Origin of the sequence: Caballeronia calidae (assembly GCF_900044055.2) — a bacterium.
GTDB classification, from domain to species: Bacteria; Pseudomonadota; Gammaproteobacteria; order Burkholderiales; family Burkholderiaceae; genus Caballeronia; species Caballeronia calidae.
Map to the genome: position 1 here is coordinate 58,297 of NZ_FCOX02000010.1, position 20,324 is coordinate 78,620.

The window sequence follows — 20,324 nt, forward strand, 5'->3', positions numbered from 1 at the left end:
CGCGGGTCTCGTTAAATAGCGGTATGACCAGAAGCATGCTGGAAGAATCTGCCGATGATGCGACGACTAGGAGGTGCGTGCACGATGAGGTCCGTACACTATGTGTGTGCGTCGAGCAGCAGGAAAATCGCTGGAACGCTCGACGAGAACACAGCCTGGTTTGAATTCCGTCAGGTGGCTTATCTGTTCGGCATGAATCTCGAACGGGCAGCCAAGTTCCTTCGGCAAGCGGACATGACCGGTGACATCGAGGCTGCAAAAGACGTCAGGTCTTCCGAGCGCTCTATGTGCCTGTTGAGTCACAGGGCGGTTGTCGCAGTCGGATACCAGGTCAACTACGGTCGGGCAACAGCCTTCCGTCACTGGTGCGCCTCGGATATGAGTGTCCAGTTCTGTTGATGCGCGCGCGAAATTGACGGACGCATGTCGGTGCCTCCTCAAAACGAACGCGGCAGACCGAGGATGTGCTCGGCAACGTAAGACAGGATGAGATTCGTCGAAATCGGCGCGACTTGATACAGACGCGTTTCGCGGAACTTGCGCTCCACATCGTATTCCGACGCAAAGCCGAAGCCGCCGTGAAACTGCAGGCACGCGTTCGCGGCTTCCCAGGAAGCGTCGGCGGCCAGCAACTTCGCCATGTTGGCTTGCGCGCCGCAGTGCTCATGCTTGTCGAAAAGCTCGCAAGCCTTGTAGCGCATGAGGTTCGCCGCTTCGACATTGACCAGCGCGCGCGCGATCGGAAACTGCACGCCCTGGTTCTGTCCGATCGGTCGGCCGAAGACGACGCGCTCCTTCACGTACTGCGATACCTTGTCGATGAACCAATAGCCATCGCCGATACATTCCGCCGCGATCAACGTGCGCTCCGCGTTGAGGCCGTCGAGAATATATTTGAAGCCCATGCCTTCCTCGCCGATCAGGTTATCGGCGGGAATCTCGAGGTTGTCGAAGAACAGCTCGTTGGTCTCGTGATTGACCATGTTCGGGATCGGGCGAACCGTCATGCCATGGCCGATCGCTTCCCGCAGATCGACGAGGAAGATCGACATGCCTTCGCTCTTCTTCTTGACGTCGGATAGCGGCGTGGTGCGCGCAAGCAGGATCATCAAATCGGAATGCTGGATGCGCGATATCCACACCTTCTGGCCGTTGATGACGTAGCGATCGCCTTTGCGTTGCGCGGTCGTCTTGATCTTCGTCGTGTCCGTGCCGGTGGTCGGTTCGGTCACGCCCATCGATTGAAGGCGCAATTCCCCCGAGGCGATCCTCGGCAGATAGCGTTCCTTCTGCTCTTTCGAGCCATGCCGCAGCAACGTGCCCATGTTGTACATCTGGCCGTGGCACGCACCGGAGTTGCCGCCCGAGCGATTGATTTCTTCCATGATGACCGACGCTTCCGTGAGGCCGAGTCCCGAACCGCCATACTCCTGCGGAATCAGTGCGGCGAGCCAGCCGGCTTTGGTGAGCGCATGGACGAAGGCTTCCGGATAGGCGCGTTCTTCATCGACCTTGCGGAAGTATTCGGATGAAAACTGCCCGCAGAGATCGCGCACGGCATCGCGAATGTCCTGATAAGCATCGGCGGAGGTATTGAACATGATGAAATCTTCCAGAGCGAGTCAGGCGAGCGTGGCGCGGGCGGTCATGCCGATCCACCCTTCGTCGTCCTTCGACCACAACTCGACGGTCTTGCCGTCGGCCGATGGCTTGCCGCAGAGATGAAGGGCGTTTCCGGCAAAGCACGGACGCATGGCCTTGAAGCCGAATTCGACGACGCGGCCATCGGGACGCTGTCTGCGAACGAGATCGAGGAGGAGCGTCGCGATCAGCGGGCCGTGCACGACGAGACCGGGATAACCTTCGATCTCGGTGACGTAGGGCTTGTCGTAATGAATGCGATGACCGTTGAATGTCAGCGCCGAATATCGGAAGAGCAGTACTTCGTCGGGAACGATCGTGCGTTGCCACTCGGCTCCGTCGGGCGCGGCCGTGGGAGCGGGCGCCGGTGCGCCGGGCGCGGCCGGCTCGCGATAGACGATGTCGTGCTCTTCCTCGATAGCGGGCACGCCATCGCAGGAAATATGATGCGAGACCGTCACGAAACCGAGCTTGCCGGTCCTTCCTTGCTTCTCGGTCACATCGAGAATGCGCGACTCACGCAGGATCGGCTTGCCGACGATGATCGGTGATGTGAAACGAAGGCGTCCTCCGGCCCACATGCGGCGCGGCAGGCCGAGGTCGGGAAGAAAACCGCCCTTTTTCGGATGCCCGTCTTCTGCGATCAATGACTGCGCGACCAGCGGGCGGAAGAAGATCCAGTGCCACAAGGGCGCAAGGGCATCGCCTTCGAGCGGCGGCGTCGGGTAGTCGAGCGTTACGCTGAGTCCGGCTGCGTGCGCGGGCGCGACGAAGTCCGCGGCTGATTCGGTACGTTCCTGAAAGGCGTCGGACCGGCTGTTCATGCTTGTCTCCGAAATGCCAGTTTTATGTGCCGTCATAGGGCGATCCTTGTGCGAGCTGCCGGCTGCCTCCTGCACGATCTGGCCCGTGGTCCGGGCGTGAGCCGGAAAAGGCCGGCTATCCGCGCTCGTAGTTGAGGTCTGGCGCCGGACGCGCGTCATCGGCCGTCCGGCCGACCCAGCAATACGAATGCTCGGTCCGCGCAACATGGATACGTCTGCCCGCATCATGCAAAATACTCCCATTTGAATTGCGGAGGCGCGGTGTGGCCGTCAACTTCGACTTGAATGACTTGCAGGCGTTTCGAGCCGTCGTGGAGCTGGGCAGCTTTCGCAAGGCAGCCGAGGCAGTCAATATCTCGCAGCCGGCGTTGAGCCGCCGCATCGACAAGCTCGAGGCCGCGCTCGGCGTACGCCTCTTCGAGCGCACCACGCGCAGCGTCACGCTTACCACCGTCGGCCGCGTGTTCGCGCCGAGCGCGGAGCAGCTTCTCGACGATCTCGATGTCGCCCTGCTCGGCATCCGCGATGTGTCGTCGAGCCGGCTGGGCCACGTGACCATCGCCTGCGTGCCCTCGGTCGCTTACTACTTTCTGCCGAACGTCGTCGCGAGCTATCATCGCCGCTTTCCGCGCATCAGGGTCAAGCTGCTGGACTCCAGTGCCAACGAAGTGCTCAGCTCCGTCATCAGCGGTGAAGCGGATTTCGGCGTGAGCTTCCTCGGCAGCCAGGAGTCCGAGGTCGAGTTCAAGGTGCTGCTGCAGGAGCGCTTCGTCGCCGCATGCCGCCGCGATCACCCGCTCGCCCGCAAAAAGCGGGTCACCTGGAACGAACTCTACGAGCACGAATACGTGTCCGTCGATAAAACCTCGGGTAATCGCCTTCTGCTCGATCAGGCGCTGTCCGCCGTCGCGCCGCGCACGCCGAGCGTATGCGAGACGCGTCACGTCACGACCATGCTCGGGCTGATCGAAGCGGGTCTCGGTGTCGCGGCAGTCCCTTCGATGGCCATGCCCGTGCGCGATCATCCGGTCCTCACGAGCGTGCCGCTGGTCGATCCGGTCGTGAAGCGGCGCGTCGGCATCGTGAAGCGGCGCGGCAGGCCGCTCACGCCGGCGGCGGAGCAGTTCTACCGCGCCATCATCGAGATGAGACGCGGTGGCGGCGCGAACAGCGACGATTCCGACACGCCGACCAGAAGCAAGAGGAGAACCGCGTGACTTTGGCCAGGCCGCTTCGGCTGTTGTATGTGCAGGTCCTGCTCGGCATGGCGCTCGGCGTGGCGATCGGTCATGTCTGGCCGCAGGCGGGCGCCATGCTCAAGCCGGTGAGCGACGCATTCATCGGTCTCGTGCGGATGATGATCGCGCCGATCGTCTTCTGCACGATCGTCTCGGGCATCACGTCGCTCGCGAGCGGCACGACCATCGGGCGCACGATTCTGAAGGCACTGGCGCTCTTCTATTTTCTGACGGCCGCGGCGCTCGTGCTCGGGCTCATGACCGCCTTCATGCTGCGCCCCGGTGCAGGGATGCATATCGATGTGCATCATCTGGACACGAGCATCCTCTCGCAATATGTGAAGCACGCGCAGCCGCATGGGCTCGTGGAATTCGCACTCGGCGTGATCCCGGAGACGATGCTCGGCGCCTTCGAGAAGGGTGAGGTGCTCCCGGTTCTCCTGCTGTCGCTGCTGTTCGGCTTCGCGCTGAACGCACATCCGCGGGCGGGAAGACCGGTGCTCGACTTCATCGACGGCATCGCGCAAACGCTCTTTCGCATCCTCGCGATGATCATGAGGCTGGCTCCCATCGGCGCATTCGGCGCGATGGCGTTCACCGTGGGGCGCTTCGGCATCCGCTCGGTCGGCTCGCTCGGCATGCTGATGGTGTCGTTCTACGTGGCGTGCGCGCTGTTTGTCGCGCTGCTGCTCGCGCCGCTCGCGCGACTGCATGGCTTCGCGCTCTGGCGACTGCTGCGCTATCTGCGCGAGGAGTTGCTGATCGTCCTCGCGACCTCGTCGACGGAGCCGGTTCTGCCACGTCTGATCGGCAAACTGGAGGCGCTCGGCTGCGACAGGGGCATCGTCGGGCTCGTGTTGCCCGCGGGCTATTCGTTCAACCTCGACGGCACGGCCATCTATCTGACGCTCGCCTCGGTGTTCATCGCGCAGGCGTGCGATGTGCCGCTTTCCGGTCCGCAGATCGCGACGATGCTCGCAGTCATGCTGCTCACGTCGAAGGGCGCGGCCGGCGTTTCGGGAAGCGGGCTCGTGGCGCTCGTCGCGACGCTGACGGTGATTCCCGATCTGCCGGTTGCCGGCGTGGCGCTGCTGGTCGGCATCGACCGGTTCATGTCCGAGGCACGCGCGCTCACGAGCGTGGTGAGCAACGCGTGCGCCGTGATCTTCGTTTCGATGTGGGAGGGCGCGTGCGACCGCGTGCGTCTGTCTCAGGTCTTGCACGCCTCGCTGACGCGCGACGTCGACGACGCGGTCACGCGGATCAATGCGCCGTGACGGAGTCGAGACCGGTCGCTTTCACTTCGGGTTGCACATCGGGTGAGGCGAGATAGTCGAGCAGGGCTTTCGCTTCCTTCGGATGCTGCGCGCCGACCGGAATGCCTGCCGCAAAGCGCGTGACCGACTGCAGGGATTCCGGGATTTTCCCGACGAACGTCGCGCCCTTGACCGGCAATAGCTCGCTCACCTGCTGAAAGCCGATTTCATAGTCGCCGCTCGCGACGACCGAAGCGACGGGAATCCGCGGAATCATCTTCGCCTTCGGCATCACTTGCTCCGCGATCCCGAGCTTCTTGAACAGTTCCCGTTCGATATAGACGCCGCTCGCGCTGTCCGAATAGGCGATCGATTTCGCATGCAGCAGGGTCTGTCTGAGCGCATCGGCCGAGCCGATGTCGGGCTTTGCCGCGCCGTCGCGCACGACCATGCCGATGCGCGAGTCCGCCAGCTCCACGCGCGATCCGGGCACGACCTTGCCCTGCCTGATCAGTTCGTCGAGCGCATAGCCGACCATGATGACGGCGTCGGCGGGCTCGCCCCGTTCGAGGCGGTTGGGAATGGCTTCGGGCGATTTGCCCATCGAAGGCCCGAGCGCGGTATCGAGCGTGTTGCCCGTCGCGGACGTGAACCTCGGTCCCAACAGCTTGTACGCCGCAGTGAAACCGCCCGAGCTCATGACATGCAGTTCGGCCGCCTGCACGCTCGCCGACGCCACCGAAGCCGCGACGAGCGTCACGCCAAAGAATTTCAGAAGCAGGTTTTTCATGGATGAAGTCATGTCCTGTTACGTAGTCAGTGAGCCGGCGTCAGCGTCACCGCGCGACGACGATACAGCGCGAACGTGGCGCACAGCGCGCACACGGCGGCGAAGCTCATCCAGATGCCGGGCGCGGCCTTGTCGCCGGTGAAGTGGATGAGCGCCGTCGAGATGGCGGGCGTGAAGCCGCCGAACACCGCCGTCGCCAGACTATAGGCGAGCGAGAAACCCGCGACGCGCACTTCGACCGGCATCACTTCCGTCAGCGCGACGACCATCGCACCGTTGTAGAGGCCGTACATGAACGAGAGCCACAGCAGCACGAGCAGCATGTTGACGAAGCTCGGCGCGTGCGCAAGAAACGACAGCGCCGGATACGCGGTCGCGACGGCGAGCGTGGTCATGCCGAGCAGAAGCGGACGACGGCCGATCCTGTCGGAGAGCGCGCCGCCGATCGGCAGCCACACGAAGTTCGACACACCGACGCACAAGGTCACGAGCAAGCTGTCCGCGGTGCTCAGATGCAGAACCGTCTTTCCGAAGGTCGGCGCGTAGACCGTGATGAGGTAGAAGCTCGTGGTGGTCATCGCGACCAGCATCACGCCTGCCACGACGACGGCCCAGTTGCGCGCCAGCGTGCGGAAGACTTCGTTCATCGTCGGGCGATGCTTGCGTGCCTTGAATTCCTGCGTTTCTTCGAGATTGCGGCGCAGCATGAAGATGAACGGCACGATCATGCAGCCGACGAAGAAGGGCACGCGCCATCCCCACGAGGCGATGGCCGTCGTGTCCAGCGATTGATTGAGTACGAAGCCCAGGGCCGCGGCCACGACGATCGCGACTTGCTGGCTCGCGGATTGCCAGCTCGTGAAGAAACCCTTGCGGCCGGGCGTGGCCATCTCTGCGAGATACACGGAGACACCACCGAGCTCCGCACCTGCCGAGAAGCCTTGCAGCAGGCGTCCGAGCAGCACGAGCGCGGGCGCCAGAAGGCCGATGGTGGCGTAGCCCGGCACGAACGCGATCAGGATCGTGCCGCTCGCCATGATAGAGAGCGTGACGATCAGCCCCTTGCGTCGGCCGACGTCGTCGATATACGCGCCGAGAATGACCGCGCCCAGAGGCCGCATCAGAAAGCCCGCGCCGAAAACCGCGAAGGTCATCATCAGAGAGGCGAATTCGCTCGCTGCCGGAAAGAACACGTTGGCAATCTGCGTCGCATAGAAGCCGAACAGAAAGAAGTCGAACTGCTCCAGGAAATTGCCGGCCGTCACGCGAAACACGGCTGCGGCCTTTGACTGTCCTGGCGATTGAGTATGGGATGACGTGTGCATCGAAGTGTCTCCTGAATCCTTGAAATGCGCGGTGGACCCGCGGATTTGTGGTTTCGCGAATAGTGGCCCTAACCGGCCGAAACGATAAGTGCAAAGTTTCGAACGATTGATGTTCCTTGGTTATCAATCGTTCGCGCCGGCGGCGTGCCCGGAGCAACGCTGCCGGCGCCGGACGTCAGGCCACGAAACGGCACTGCGAAGCGGCTGTGCGCGTGTCCATGTTGCGGCCGCGGTTGAGGTGATCGTCGATTTCGGCCGCGCATCCGAGCATGCGCGGATACAGAAAGATCGTGAACGCCGCGGTTTCGAGATCCGCCTCGCTGAGCGTTCCGCGTTTGAGCGGCTGCCACAGCATCTTCAGCAGCAGCGCGGCGATCACGGCATCGACATTGACGCAATAGACGTTGCGCGATACGCCCGCGTCGAACAATGCCTGCACGAGCGCACGGTAGTACGCATGAAACGCGTTGTACTCGCCGCGCGACTCATACAGCCCGGCGATGAACACCTCGCGCGGATCGTGATTCACCGGCTTGTCCTTGAAGACCGGGTGATTCACGCCCGGCAGCTTGGCGATGTCGAGGCTGCCCGCATGCTTCTGCCGGGCCTTGTACTGCGCGTAGCGCTCGACGGAACGCTGCGCGAGCGCTTCGAGGTCGACGCCGTGATGCGCGTCGGCGGGATCGTCGAGGCCGCTGTCGCGAAACGCCTCGTTGAGAAACGCGATACCTTCATAGCCGTTGCCGCCGTGCGTATAGCCGGTGTGCGTGAGGAAACCCGTCAGCGCCTTGTTCAGTTGCACGCGTTCGGGAGATTCGGGACCGTCGGCGGAGACGGCGCCCTTCGCGCCTTGCGCCGAGATCGCTCCCGGTCCGTTCGTGAGCAGCAATCCGGTCAGCGTCCTGAATGCGAACAGGTCGTCGGCGGACGGTTTCAGTCCAAGCAGCGCCGCGAACGCGATTTCCGTCAGCGAGCGTTCGCCGAGCAATACGTCGGTGGAGAAATCGCAGAAGCTGTCGGGATGGTGTCGCGACGCGTCCGCCGATGCACCGATCAGCGTGCCGAAGAGCTTCGTCCACCATGGCAGGCTCTCCGCCGTCAGACGCGAGATGCGCTTGCGGAGAAGCGGGCCCCAGGCGAGTGTCGTCGTGATCGCCGCGAGCACGGCGTCCGCGCGCGGATGGCCCGGGCCGTTGGCAAGCCATCGCACGAACGCGGAACTCACGCCGCGTGCGGCCAGCCCCGCGAGCATGGCTTCTGCCTTCGGGTCGGGTTCGTCGGAGAAGAGTGCCGTGCTGCCTTCGGTGTCGATCATGTCGATGTCGAAATCGCGATCGAATGCGTCCACGAGTTGTGCTGCCGCGAAGCGGTCGATCATCAGCCTGGCCGCGTCGCGCGCCGCACGCTGGCGATTCGGCCCGACGATCGCCGCAGCGGCGGCGAGCACCGCATTGGGCGCGTTGCCCGCCTCGCGCGCCGCTTGCGCGGCCGCCAGTTCAGGCGTGCCGTGCAGGTTCACCGCCGCGCCGATCGCGACATCGATCAGCTTCTCGTCGTGTGCACCGCCGAACTCGCGCAACAACGCGAGGCACACGTTCGCTTCGAAGGAATGCGTCGCCGCTTCGAGCATCGATACGCCGTGCAGGCTGCTGACCTGTGTTTTCGCATCCATCTGCGAGGCGCCCGAGGCGTCTTTCAACGGCTGACGAGGCAGGATCGCGCCGATCTGGCCGTTCACGCGCGCGACTTGCTCGTCATACGGTGCTACCGCTTTCACGACGGCAAGCGCGAGTTCGTCGGGCAGCGCGAGCCCCTGATCGGAGCCGAACCACGGCTTGAGCGCGAGGCTGCCCTCGGGCTCGAAGTCGGGCATCGTCGCGTTTGCGCGCATCACCGCCGTGAGCGCGGCGGGAATATGGGCGATGTTCGTCACCACCGCGCCCTTCGCCGAGCAGCACGGATCGTCGGGCGTGAAGAGCCGTTCGACGCCGAATTTCTCCATGAACCAGCGCTCTTTCGCGAGCGCATCGTCGGCGCCGCCCGCCATCGCACCCGCATGTCCCACTGCGCGCGTGAGACGGCTTTTCCAGCGGCCCACCACGCACGCGACGACGGGCTTCGTGAAGTCCGCGTCGGCCTCGTAGTATCCGCCGGGCTCGCAGTACAGCACGGCGGCCTTGCTGCGTGCGTCGTTGGCAAGGGCGAAGGCAAACTCCGGCGCGGCATAGTGAATGTAGACATCCTTGCCGCTGGAAATGACCGTCGACGTGCCCCAGCCGCTCATGCGCAAGTACTGCGCGATCGTGGTGCTGAAGCCGCCCGAGTTCGAGAAGATTGCGATCGATCCCTGACGCAGCGTCGCGCCCGGATCGTCACCGCCGAGCGCGCCGCCGATGCGCACGCGCTGCCACGAGTCCGCGACGCCCAGCCCGTTTGCGCCGAAGATGTCGATGCCCGCCTGCTGTCCCATCGCGCGGATCTCACGTGCGTCGTGCACGGCGATCTTCTCCGTGATGATGAAGACCTTGCGCAGATCCGGATTCACGCGGATCAGTTCGGCCACGCCGTCGCGCGCGGCCGAAGGCGGCAGGTACACGACGCCGCAGTTGAACCGATGGCCGGCTTCCAGACCCTCTCGCACGTTGTTGAAGACGGGAATGTCGCCCGCGGGCGTCGCGAGCACCTGTCCGCCTTTGCCGGGCGCGGTGCCGAACACGACATTCGCGCCCGAGAACGCGTGGCTCACCGGCGTCACGTCCGACGACTCGCCGCCGAGGATATTGAGCACGCAGACACGATCTTCACGCGTGGCGATGTGCGCCAGCGACTGGATGCCGACGAAGTATTTGAACTGACTGTTGCCTTGCTTGTGCATGTTCGATCTCCTCAAGCCGATGCCGTGTGCGATTGAGCCTCGCGCGCCCCGATGCGTGCCGCGACCTGCGCGCGTCCACCCGATTGCATCCACACGTCGGCATGGCGCGCGTACTGGATCACTTCGCTGATGTCGGAATCGAAGCCGAAGAGACGATAGGGCAGGCCGAGCGAATCGCAGGTGTCGCGCAGTGCCGACATGCCGCGCACGAGGTTCGGGCCGCCGCGTCCGAGCACGACATAGAGCGGCGTCGGACCGTGTTCGCTGAAGTGCTCGCGCAGTGCATCGGCCATCGCGCGCAGTGTTTCGTAGATGTCGGTGTTGTTCGACTTGCCGCCGATGATGAACAGCACGTTCGACTGCTTCAGCCAGTGTCGGAAGCAGATGCGCGCCACTTCCTTCATCTTTTCGTACGGCGGATTGCCGCCGAAGTCCGACGAGATGATGGCCGCGTCGCCCAGCATTTCGGTGACGAGCGAGTTCGCGCCGCCGCCGAAGGTGGGCGCGAGGATGGTGCCGCGCTCGTTGATCACGTACACATCGCTTTGCCCCTGATGCGTGCGAAGCTGATTGATCTCCTGCTCGAAATCCGAGTAGTCGGCGGCGAACAGATGCGCGGGCAGACCGAGGCGCGAGAAGCGCGGATCGTCGCGATCGAATCCGCACTTGAAGTCGCACGCCACGGGCGTGAGGCGTCCCTTCTTGTCCTCGCGCATGCGGATCGGGTTGAGTTCGAGCGTCGTCATGCCGAAGTCGTGGAAGAGCTCCCAGAGCTTCGGCAACTGCTGCACGAGCGGCGAGATGATTTCACGCGGGGCCTTGATTTCGCTCAGCGCATTCGCGACGACGAACGCCTTCAGTCCGGTCAGCGCATCGAACGGCACCATCGCGACGTGCTTCGGATCGACTTCCTCGATATCCATGCCGCCCTTGTGCGAGAGCGTCATCGTCGGCGCGCGAAAACGCGTGGAATCGGTGATCGAAAAATAGACTTCGTGCGTCGCCGGCACGCCGGCTTCGAAGGTCACGCCGTTTGCTTTCGCCTTGACGTGTCCCACTGCGTGCTCGGCGAAATACAGCCGCTCCTTCTCCGACAGCGCCGTCTTGAGATCGGCCGCGCGGCCGAGCAGACCGGCTTTGCCTTTCTTGCCCACGCCGCCCTTGAACACCGGCTTGATGAATATCTGGCCATGCCGGTCGATGAGCGACTTGATCTCTTCCTCGCTTGCGCCGGGGCCGAGCACTTCGCTGGAAGGGAAACCGACGAATTGCAGCAGGCGCGCGCCGTGCAACATTCCGGTGATCTGCATGTGAGTGTCTCCTGAATTTCAAGGCAATGACGAATGAAACGGGTACTGGGGAATTCATTCAGCTCGCTTTGGCAGGCGCGAGATGCACCGCTGCCGTGACACGCTCGAAAGCGGCGGCAGGATTCACGTAGCGAGGTGGGTCAGGCGAGATGCGCGTCGGCGACGGTAAGCGGCAGCCGTGATGAGGCTTGCACTTCGATGCGGCGAAACGCTGTTCTGCGCGTCGCGCCTGTCTCCGATTTGTTCTCTGTCGATGCGTTTATGAACGTCTTGAGCATCGATATTTGCTCAAGACGTCCCAAACGAGAAGTGCAATTTTTCGAAGCATTGATGTTCAAATGTTATCAATGCCGGAATGAAAGGCAGTGGTGCAGTGTGTAAGGCCGGGCAAGTCGTCGGTGCGAGGAATGAGCGAGATGCCGCATCGGTGATCGCATGCGGCATCTCGAACTCCTGGAAGGCGGCGAGAGCGAAGTTCAGGTGAGCGGCTTTTCGGCGAACGCCGCCGCGAGTGCCTGCAGACCGTCCGAATAGATGCCTTCGAAAAGTCTCGATGCTTCTTCGTCGCTGACACCATCGGGCGTGAACTCGCCGGACCAGTCGACCTGCGATGCACCGCCCGCCTCGATTTCCCTCACGTGCAACGTCGAGCGGTAGCCGGTGACCGGAAACGGCGCTTCCAGAATCGAATAGGTGTAGCTGCGCGCGCGGTTATCGAACGCTTCCAGACGTTCGACGATCACGTCGCCGCCGGGATTGGCGAGGCGCCGCACGCGGCCGCCTTCGCTCAGTTCGCTGGACGGAATGTAGGGCAACCAGTCTGGCAGAGCATTGAAGCCGCCGATGAGTTGCCACACCACGTCGGGCGAAACGGGAATCCGGATGGATGAGCTGGCTTGGGCCATGTCGATCTCCTTATGCGTTGGCGGGCAGCGGCGCACTCGCGGCAACGAGATGTTGCTCGCGCAACTCGCGCCAGAAGTCCGCCGGAATCACTTCCGTGACGGCAGCGTGGTCTTCCGCGATACGTTCCGGCTTGCTCGCACCCGGAATCACTGCGGCGACGACCGGATTCGCGAGCACGAATTGCAGCGCCGCGGCCTTGACGCTCACGTTGTGGCGATCGGCGATTGCCTTGATGCGCGCGACCTTCTCGAGGATCTCGGGCGATGCCTTCTGGTATTCGAAGTTCGCGCCTCCCGCCAGCACGCCCGAACTGTAGGGACCGCCCGCGACGATCTCGACGTTTTGCGCGGCAGCGGACGGCATCAGGCGCTGCAATGCGCGGTCGTGATCGAGCAGCGAATAACGGCCTGCGAGCAGGAAGCCGTCCGGTTTCGTTTCGGAGAGATCGAGCAGCAGTTCGCATGGCTCGACACGGTTCACACCAAGTCCCCAAGCCTTGATGACGCCTTCTTCGCGCAGACGGGTCAGCGCGCGAAAGGCGCCCCTGCGGGCCGATTCGAACACGGAGAGCCATTCGTCGCCGTAAAAGTCCTGCGCAACGTCGTGGACCCAGACGATATCCAGTCGGTCGGTCTTCAGTCTCTGAAGACTGTCTTCGATGGAGCGCAGCGTCGCGTCGGCCGAATAGTCGTTGACGATCTTGTTCGGACGGCCGAACGCGAACACGCCGCCTTTCTCGCCCAGATCGCGCGCTTCGGCGTCCTCGATTTCGTCGAGAATCACGCGGCCCACTTTCGTGCTCAGCACATATTCGTCGCGCTTGTGGCCCGCGAGTGCTTCGCCGAGACGGATCTCGGACAGGCCGGCGCCATACAGCGGGGCCGTATCGAAATAGCGCACGCCCTGGTTCCACGCAGCCTCGACGGTCGCGAGCGCTTCCTTTTCCGGGATGTTGCGGAACATGTTGCCCAAGGGCGCCGTGCCAAACCCAAGAACGGTGCCGGCAGGCAATTTATCCTTGATACTCATCGACTTGCTCCTTGTGTTGAGTCGGTAGCGCAAGTCTAGGAGGACGAGTTAAGTCTGTCTAAGATAAAATTTGACAAACTTGAGTCCCAAAAGGTCTTACATGCTGGACATTCGACAATTGCACTACTTCGTGGCGGTCGCGGAAGAAGAACATGTCGGCCGGGCGGCCGAACGGCTGCATATTTCGCAGTCGCCGCTCAGCCGGCAGATCGCGCAGCTCGAAGAAAACCTGGGCCTGACGCTGTTCGAGCGCTCGCAGCAACGCATTCGTCTGACGACGGACGGGCGGACCTTTCTCGCCGAAACGCAGGCGTTTCTGACCCATGCGAAGCGCCTCGAATCGCTCGCGCGGCGGCTGGGGCGCGGCGACGAAGGCGGCCTGTGCATCGGGTATATCGAAAACGCGATGCACTCGGGCGTCCTGCCCGACGCATTGCGGCAGTTGCGGACGGCCAGGCCGGACGTGCACATCGCGCTCTACAACTATCACTCGGGCGAGCAGCTCACGGGCCTGCGTCAGCGCAGCCTCGACATCGCGCTCGTCTGCGAACCCCCGGCCTCCGACGACTCCGATCTCGAAGCGGCACAGGTGCTCGACGATCCCATGCTGCTTGCGATTCCCGAAGGTCATCCGCTCGCGAGCGCAGAGCGCATCACGCCCGATGACCTTGCGGCGCAGAAGTGGATTGGCGTGACGCACACGGAAGGTGCCTTGCGCCACGACAACTTCGTTGCTGCGTGCGCGAAGGCGGGCTTCACACCCGATATCGCGCTGGAGGCGACAGAGCCGCTGGCCGCGCTCGGACTCGTTGCGGCCGGCCTCGGGCTCACCATGATCCAGCAGAGCCTGCGTCATCAGGCACCGGCCGGTGTCGTGCTCCGCGAGCTTTCGTGGTTCAGCTATCGCACCGCGCTTTGGGCGGCATGGCACAAAGTCAACCTGCGGCCGCTCGTAGAACATTTCCGTACGACGTTGCTGCCTTCCGAGCCTGCGTCGTGAATTTCATGAAGCCATTCCGGTGTTCAGGACTGCCGTCGGCTCGCGCTCGGCCCAGTCGATCGATTTGACCGTGCAGAAATAGCGCCATAGCGAGATCGGTATTTTCCCCGAGGCGCAAAATCAGACTCACGGGTAACTCGCCGGAATTCCGGGTAAGCAGGATGTCATGAAGGCGTCGATACTTGAGCCGTGGTTCAACCAGGCCAGTTCAGGAATTCGATCATCGAAGGATATGTTCATGACTCAGCTCGCTCACCCAGCTCATTCGCTGCTCGCCGAACTCGACGGCTTTCACGTCGAATTCAATCTCGCGGATTCACGCGCCGACATCGTGCTGGACAGACCGCCGTTCAATATCGTGTCGATGCATCAGCGCGAGCAACTGCGTCTGACGTTCGAATCGCTCGACGCCAACGACGACGTGCGCGTGATCGTCGTGCGTGCGAAAGGCGAGCACTTTTCCAGCGGCGGCGATATCAAGGGCTTCATCGAAGCATCGCCGGAACATGTGGCGAAGCTCGCGTGGAATGTCGCGTCGCCCGCGCGTTGCAGCAAGCCGGTCATCGCGGCGAATCGCGGCTATTGCTTCGGCGTCGGCTTCGAGTTGTCGCTCGCTTGCGATTTCCGCATCGCAACGGAAACCACGCTGTACGCATTGCCGGAGCAAAAGCTCGGACAGATTCCCGGTTCGGGCGGCTCCGCGCGGCTTCAAAAGATGGTGGGCATCGGACGCACGAAGGACATCGTGATGCGCTCGCGCCGGATCACCGGATCGCAGGCTTACGAGTGGGGCATCGCGACCGAGTTCGTCGCGGATGCCGAGCTGGGAAGCGCAACGGATTCACTTGTGCGCGAGTTGCTCGCGTTCTCGCCGCTCGCGCAGCGCACCGCGAAGAAGCTCCTGAACGATACGGAAGATGCGCCGCTTTCCGTCGCCATCGAACTGGAAGGGCTGAATTACAGCCGCCTGCGCAGCTCTGACGATTTCCGCGAGGGCGTGGAAGCGTTTCATCAAAAGCGCAAGGCCGCGTTCAAGGGCTCTTGAGCAAGAAGGCGTCTACACTTTCTTCAGAATGAGCCGCGCAAAGCGGCAGCAGCATGGAGCGAGGCGGAACGAGTGTCAAGTGCGATCAAGATCTATCAGGGACGTTTCGGACGAGTGGCGCTGCTCGACATGGATGCGCCGCTGGTTCAGCACGCGCATCATCATTGCCATCTTCTGATCAAGGCGGCAGGGCCGGACACGTTCTTTTCCGTTCACGATGAGCTCCAGCCGCTGACCGGCGACACCGCGGTGCTGATCAATCCGTGGGAGCCGCACGCGTATCGTCATATCGAACGTGTCGAGCAGCGTACGGTGATTCTCGCGATGTATATCGAGCCGGACTGGTTGACCACCATTCACCATCCGCTCGTGAGTGGCGGTCACCCGCGTTTCTTTCCGCAGTCGTGCGTGCGCTTGTCGAGCCACGCGAAGAAGCGGGCCGAAGAGCTCGCAATGGAAATGTGGTGGGCCGATAGCGTCGCCGCCGAGCGTCTCGAAGGGCTGATCTTCGAGCTGATGCTGTCGGTGATCGATCCGAGCCGAAGCTGGCACGAGCTGGCGCGGCAAATGGAGTTGTCGGGCCGGCGTCCGAGCGATCCGCGCATTCGCAAGGCCATTGCGTATCTGCGCGAGAACACGGGCGCCGAGCCGGACATGAACCGTCTCGCGGAGCATTGCGGGCTGTCGCGCGCCCATTTCTTCGCGCTCTTTCATCGCTGCACGGGCGTGACGCCGAATGTGTATCTGAACGTGTTGCGCATGGAAACGGCCATCAACGATTTATCCGCGAGCGCGCATTCGCTGACGGACATTTCATACAGTCTCGGATTTTCGGCACCCGCGCATTTCTCGCGTTTCTTCAGGCAGAACCTGGGCATCACGCCAAGCGAGTATCGCCGTGTGGTGCAGTTGTACGAAGCGGATTCCAAACAAGTGCAGATCTGAGTACGGCAAACGAGTGCGCACGCGATGTCGCGCGTGCGTTGGATCGTCACGTCCGTCGCAAAGGTTTCCTTGTTGAAAAGCATCAGACTGCAAGGTAATTCGCCCGACCACTTGGTAAGCGAGTTGGCGCGCTCCGGCAGTACATTGAATCGACGATGCGATGTGTCTCGTCTTGCATGCGAGGCACGTTGATTTTGAATATCGCACACAGCACAGGCAGGAGACACGCGTGAGCGACACCGATACCGACACCGCGCTGAAGGAACGTCAGGCGCCACCGACCGCTTCCGATCGCAACGATACACAAGCGATGCATCGCCGGCATGTGGGCCGTCCGATGCAACGCCTCGAAGACCCCGCGATTCTGACCGGGCGCGGCCGCTACGGCGACGATATCGCCGTCAAGACGGGCACGCTGCACGCCGCCGTGCTGCGCTCGCCGTATGCACATGCGGAGATTCGCAGCATCGACGCAAGCGCGGCGCTCGCGCACAAAGGCGTTCGCGCGGTGCTCACGGGCGACGATGTGCGCGCGTGGTCACAGCCGTTCGTCGTCGGTGTGAAGTCGCCGATGGAACACTGGGCGCTCGCGATGGATCGCGTGCGCTATAGCGGCGAGCCGGTCGCGGTGGTGATCGCCGAGACGCGCGCCATTGCCGAAGACGGGCTCGATCTCGTGAAGGTGGACTATGTGCCGCTGCAGCCGGTCGTCTCCATCGAAGCGGCCATTGCCGACGACGCGCCGGTGCTTCACGAGAAGATCGGCAGCAACGTGGTGAGCGACCGTCGCTTTCGTTATGGCGATCCTGAAGCGGCGTTCGAGAGCGCGCCGCATCGCGTGTCGATCACCACGCACTATCCGCGCAACACGTGTGCGCCGATCGAATGCGGCGTCGTGATCGCCGAGTGCCTGCCGGGCAACGAAGGCTATGACGTGACCTCGAATTTCATGGGGCCGTTCTCGCTGCACGCGGTCATGTCGATGGCGCTGAAAGTGCCCGCCAATCGACTGCGTCATAAGGCGCCGCGCGATTCGGGCGGCAGCTTCGGCGTGAAGCAGGCGGTGTTTCCGTATGTCGTGCTGATGTGCCTCGCTTCGAGAAAATGCGCCGCGCCTGTGAAGTGGGTCGAGGACCGGCTGGAGCATCTGAGCGCGGCGACCTCGGCGACCGCGCGCCTCGCGACGCTCGAAGCGGCCGTCGAAAGCGATGGACGCATCACCGCGCTGTCCTACGATCAGATCGAGGATTGCGGCGGCTATCTGCGCGCGCCGGAGCCCGCCACGTTTTATCGCATGCATGGGTGTCTGACGGGCGCGTATGACATCCCGAATCTGCTCGTGCGCAATCGCGTCGCGCTGACGACGAAGACCCCGACCGGGCTCGTGCGCGGCTTCGGCGGGCCGCAAGTGTATTTCTCGCTGGAGCGTCTGATTCAGCGCATCGCGGAAGAATTGAAGCTCGATGTGCTCGACGTCTATCGACGCAACTTCATCAGGGCCGATGCGTTTCCGTATCGCGCGGCAGCGGGCGCATTGCTCGATTCGGGCAACTATCAGGAAGCGTTGGCGCGCGCGTTGTCGCAAGGCGGATACGAAGAGCTGACGAAGCGCCGCGAGGCCGCGCGCAAGGAAGGGCGTCTCTATGGCATCGGCTTCGCGGCGATCGTCGAGCCGTCCGTGTCGAACATGGGTTACATCACGACCGCGATGCCCGCCGAAGCGCGTCGCAAGGCGGGTCCGAAGAGCGGTGCGATCGCGAGCGCGACCGTGAGCGTCGATCTGATGGGCGGCGTGATCGTCACCATTGCTTCGACTCCGGCGGGACAAGGTCACATGACCGTGTGCGCGCAGGTGGTCGCGGATGTGCTCGGCCTCGATCCCGCGGATATCGTCGTGAATGTCGAGTTCGATACGCACAAGGATGCGTGGTCCGTCGCGGCCGGCAACTATTCGAGCCGCTTCGCGGGCGCGGTTGCGGGCACGGTTCATCTCGCCGCGATGCGCGTGAAAGACAAGCTTGCGCGCATTCTTGCGAAGCAGTTCGCCTGCACGGAGCAGGACGTGTGTTTCGAAGGCGGACGCGTGTTCATGCGTCAAGCGCCCGATAAAGCCTTGCCGTTCGCGCGCGCCGCGAGCAACGCGCCGCACTGGGCGCCCGCGCTCCTGCCCGAAGGCGAGGAGCCTGGGCTTCGCGAAACCGTGTTCTGGAATCCGCCGAACATGACCGCGCCCGATGACGAGGATCGCATCAATACGTCGGCCTGCTATGGCTTTGCGTTCGACATGTGCGGCGTCGAGATCGATCGCGCGACGGGGCGCGTGCGAATCGACCGCTATGTGACCGCGCACGATGCGGGCACGTTGCTCAATCCCGCGCTCGCGGACGGCCAGATTCGCGGTGCGTTCGCGCAAGGACTGGGCGCGGCGCTGATGGAAGAGTTTCGCTATGGCGCGGACGGCAGCTTTCAGTCGGGCACGCTCGCCGACTATCTGATGCCGACGACCTGCGAAGTGCCCGATCCGGTCATCGTGCATCTGGAAACACCTTCGCCTTTCACGCCGCTCGGCGCGAAGGGGCTCGGCGAAGGCAACAACATGAGCACGCCGCCTTGCGTCGCCAATGCCGTGGCCGATGCGACCGGCGTGACGGACATTCGCCTCCCGCTCACGCCGGCGAAGGTGATGGCGATGATCGGCATCGACGATCCGCCGCCGTCCCGGCCCGAGTATCGCGAAGCAGCGCCCGCGAAGAAGCCCGCAGGCGGCGGCAAGGCGCTCACCGCGCAAGGCAAGGTCGAGCTCGAAGCGACGCCCGAAGCCATCTTCGCCGTGTTGATGAACCCTGACGCGCTCGCGAAGGTCGTGCCGGGCTGTCATGCGCTGGAGACCATCGGGCCGAATCAGTATCGCGCCGATGTGACTGTCGGCGTGGGCATGATCAAGGCGCGCTTCGAAGCGAAGATCGGTCTCTCCGATATCGATGCGCCGCGTCGCCTGCGTCTCGCGGGCGCGGGCATTTCGCCGCTCGGCAGCGCGCAAGGCGAAGGGCTCGTCGAACTGGAGCCGACCGCGAACGGCACCTTGCTCGCGTACGACTATGAAGCGCGCGTGTCGGGCAAGGTCGCGGCAGTCGGCGCGCGCATGCTCGAGGGCGCGGCGCAGGTGGTCTTGCGGCAGCTCTTCGAATCGCTTGGAAGACAGGCATCGGGCAAGGCCGTACGCACGAATGCGTCGTGGTTCGAACGCCTGCTCGCAAAGTTGCGGAGGTCGTCATGAAGCCCGCGCCGTTTGCCTATCTGCGCGCACAAGACACTCGCCACGCGCTCGACGCGCTCGCGCAGGCCGGCGCCGATGCGCGCGTGCTCGCGGGCGGCCAGTCGCTCATGGCCGTGCTCAACATGCGGCTCGCGCAGCCGCGCTGGCTCATCGATATCTCGCGCACGGCGGAGTTGAATACCGTGCGCGTGGAATCGGGACATCTCGTCGTGGGCGCCGCTGCGACGCAGGGCAGCGTCGAATGGCGCGAGACGCTTCACGACGAAGTGCCGCTTTTGCGCATGACGTTCCCTCATATTTCGCATTTTCAGATCAGGAACCGCGGCACGGTGTGCGGTTCCATCGCGCATGCGGACCCGAGCGCTGAGCTGCCGCTCGCGCTGCTTACGTTGGGCGGCGATGTCACGCTGCGCTCCGCGAAGCGCAGGCGCACGCTGAGCGCGGCCGATTTTTTTCAGGGCATGTTGATGACCGCGCGCGAGCCGGATGAGCTCGTCGAGTCGGTGCGCTTTCCGCTGAAGAGGCCGGGGCAGCGCTTTGCCTTCACCGAATTCTCGGCGCGTCATGGCGATTTCGCGCTCGTCTCGTGCGCGGCGGTCGTGACAGACGATGCGATTCGCATCGGCGTGGGCGGCGTTGCCGACAGGCCCGTGCTCGAATGCCTGCCGCGACTCGAAGGCGACGATCTGCGCAGTGCATTGAACGATTTGAGTTGGAAGCTCGGCGCGCGCGACGACGCGAATGTCAGCGCGGCATATCGACGGCATCTCGTGCGTGAGCTCGGGTGGCGAGTCATCAAGGAGGCGAAGTGAGAACGACCAGAAACACAAGTTCCGGCGATGCATTCAGCGTCGCGCTTGGAG

General features: G+C 63.3%; 15 protein-coding genes. 7 read left to right on the forward strand and 8 right to left on the reverse strand.

The window, feature by feature from the left end; translation table 11 throughout:
* Positions 1-437 precede the first annotated feature (437 nt).
* Both AWB78_RS12095 and AWB78_RS12100 read right to left on the reverse strand, forming a co-directional pair.
* A complete protein-coding gene (locus AWB78_RS12095) occupies positions 438-1,601 on the reverse strand; it encodes an acyl-CoA dehydrogenase family protein (protein WP_062604819.1) in 1,164 nt (387 codons plus the stop codon).
* A gap of 21 nt (positions 1,602-1,622) precedes the next feature.
* Positions 1,623-2,465: an HTD2 family dehydratase gene (locus AWB78_RS12100; protein ID WP_062604820.1), complete on the reverse strand. Its 843-nt coding sequence runs from the start codon at positions 2,463-2,465 to the stop codon at positions 1,623-1,625.
* A gap of 263 nt (positions 2,466-2,728) precedes the next feature.
* Between AWB78_RS12100 and AWB78_RS12105 the strand changes: the two genes are divergently transcribed.
* Both AWB78_RS12105 and dctA read left to right on the forward strand, forming a co-directional pair.
* Complete coding sequence (locus tag AWB78_RS12105) at positions 2,729-3,682, forward strand: LysR family transcriptional regulator (RefSeq protein WP_062604821.1); 954 nt, start codon at positions 2,729-2,731, stop codon at positions 3,680-3,682.
* Complete coding sequence (gene dctA / locus AWB78_RS12110) at positions 3,679-4,980, forward strand: C4-dicarboxylate transporter DctA (protein ID WP_062604822.1); 1,302 nt, start codon at positions 3,679-3,681, stop codon at positions 4,978-4,980. The genes AWB78_RS12105 and dctA overlap by 4 nt, the downstream gene beginning before the upstream one ends.
* Here dctA and AWB78_RS12115 read toward each other — a convergent pair.
* From AWB78_RS12115 to AWB78_RS12140, 6 genes are all read right to left on the reverse strand, one after another.
* Positions 4,967-5,749, reverse strand: a complete 783-nt coding sequence (locus AWB78_RS12115) for a substrate-binding domain-containing protein (RefSeq protein ID WP_062604823.1) — start codon at positions 5,747-5,749, stop codon at positions 4,967-4,969. The two genes, dctA and AWB78_RS12115, sit on opposite strands and share 14 nt — an antisense overlap.
* 26 nt (positions 5,750-5,775) lie before the next feature.
* Positions 5,776-7,074, reverse strand: coding sequence for an MFS transporter (locus tag AWB78_RS12120; protein ID WP_062604824.1), 1,299 nt, complete (start codon positions 7,072-7,074; stop codon positions 5,776-5,778).
* Between the two features lie 175 nt (positions 7,075-7,249).
* Complete coding sequence (locus tag AWB78_RS12125; RefSeq protein WP_062604825.1) at positions 7,250-9,949, reverse strand: CoA-binding protein; 2,700 nt, start codon at positions 9,947-9,949, stop codon at positions 7,250-7,252.
* Between the two features lie 11 nt (positions 9,950-9,960).
* Positions 9,961-11,259 (reverse strand): ATP citrate lyase citrate-binding domain-containing protein, encoded by a 1,299-nt coding sequence (locus AWB78_RS12130; protein ID WP_062604826.1) that lies wholly within the window; start codon positions 11,257-11,259, stop codon positions 9,961-9,963.
* A gap of 476 nt (positions 11,260-11,735) precedes the next feature.
* A complete protein-coding gene (locus AWB78_RS12135; RefSeq protein WP_062604827.1) occupies positions 11,736-12,164 on the reverse strand; it encodes an SRPBCC family protein in 429 nt (142 codons plus the stop codon).
* 10 nt (positions 12,165-12,174) lie between these two features.
* Positions 12,175-13,194 (reverse strand): aldo/keto reductase, encoded by a 1,020-nt coding sequence (locus tag AWB78_RS12140; RefSeq protein WP_062604828.1) that lies wholly within the window; start codon positions 13,192-13,194, stop codon positions 12,175-12,177.
* A 100-nt stretch (positions 13,195-13,294) separates the two neighbouring features.
* On the opposite strand from AWB78_RS12140, the gene AWB78_RS12145 reads away from it, so the two are divergent.
* The 5 genes from AWB78_RS12145 to AWB78_RS12165 all read left to right on the forward strand — a co-directional run bounded on the left by AWB78_RS12145 (position 13,295) and on the right by AWB78_RS12165 (position 20,273).
* Positions 13,295-14,194, forward strand: a complete 900-nt coding sequence (locus tag AWB78_RS12145) for a LysR family transcriptional regulator (protein WP_062604829.1) — start codon at positions 13,295-13,297, stop codon at positions 14,192-14,194.
* A gap of 238 nt (positions 14,195-14,432) precedes the next feature.
* Entirely contained in the window at positions 14,433-15,239 is an 807-nt protein-coding gene (locus tag AWB78_RS12150; protein ID WP_062604918.1) for an enoyl-CoA hydratase/isomerase family protein, read from the forward strand.
* A 72-nt stretch (positions 15,240-15,311) separates the two neighbouring features.
* A complete protein-coding gene (locus tag AWB78_RS12155; protein WP_062604830.1) occupies positions 15,312-16,184 on the forward strand; it encodes an AraC family transcriptional regulator in 873 nt (290 codons plus the stop codon).
* Between the two features lie 310 nt (positions 16,185-16,494).
* The gene (locus AWB78_RS12160; protein ID WP_062604919.1) at positions 16,495-19,461 is read left to right on the forward strand and encodes a xanthine dehydrogenase family protein molybdopterin-binding subunit; all 2,967 of its coding nucleotides are present in this window, start codon (positions 16,495-16,497) and stop codon (positions 19,459-19,461) included.
* The gene (locus AWB78_RS12165; RefSeq protein WP_062604831.1) at positions 19,458-20,273 is read left to right on the forward strand and encodes an FAD binding domain-containing protein; all 816 of its coding nucleotides are present in this window, start codon (positions 19,458-19,460) and stop codon (positions 20,271-20,273) included. The genes AWB78_RS12160 and AWB78_RS12165 overlap by 4 nt, the downstream gene beginning before the upstream one ends.
* Positions 20,274-20,324 lie beyond the last annotated feature (51 nt).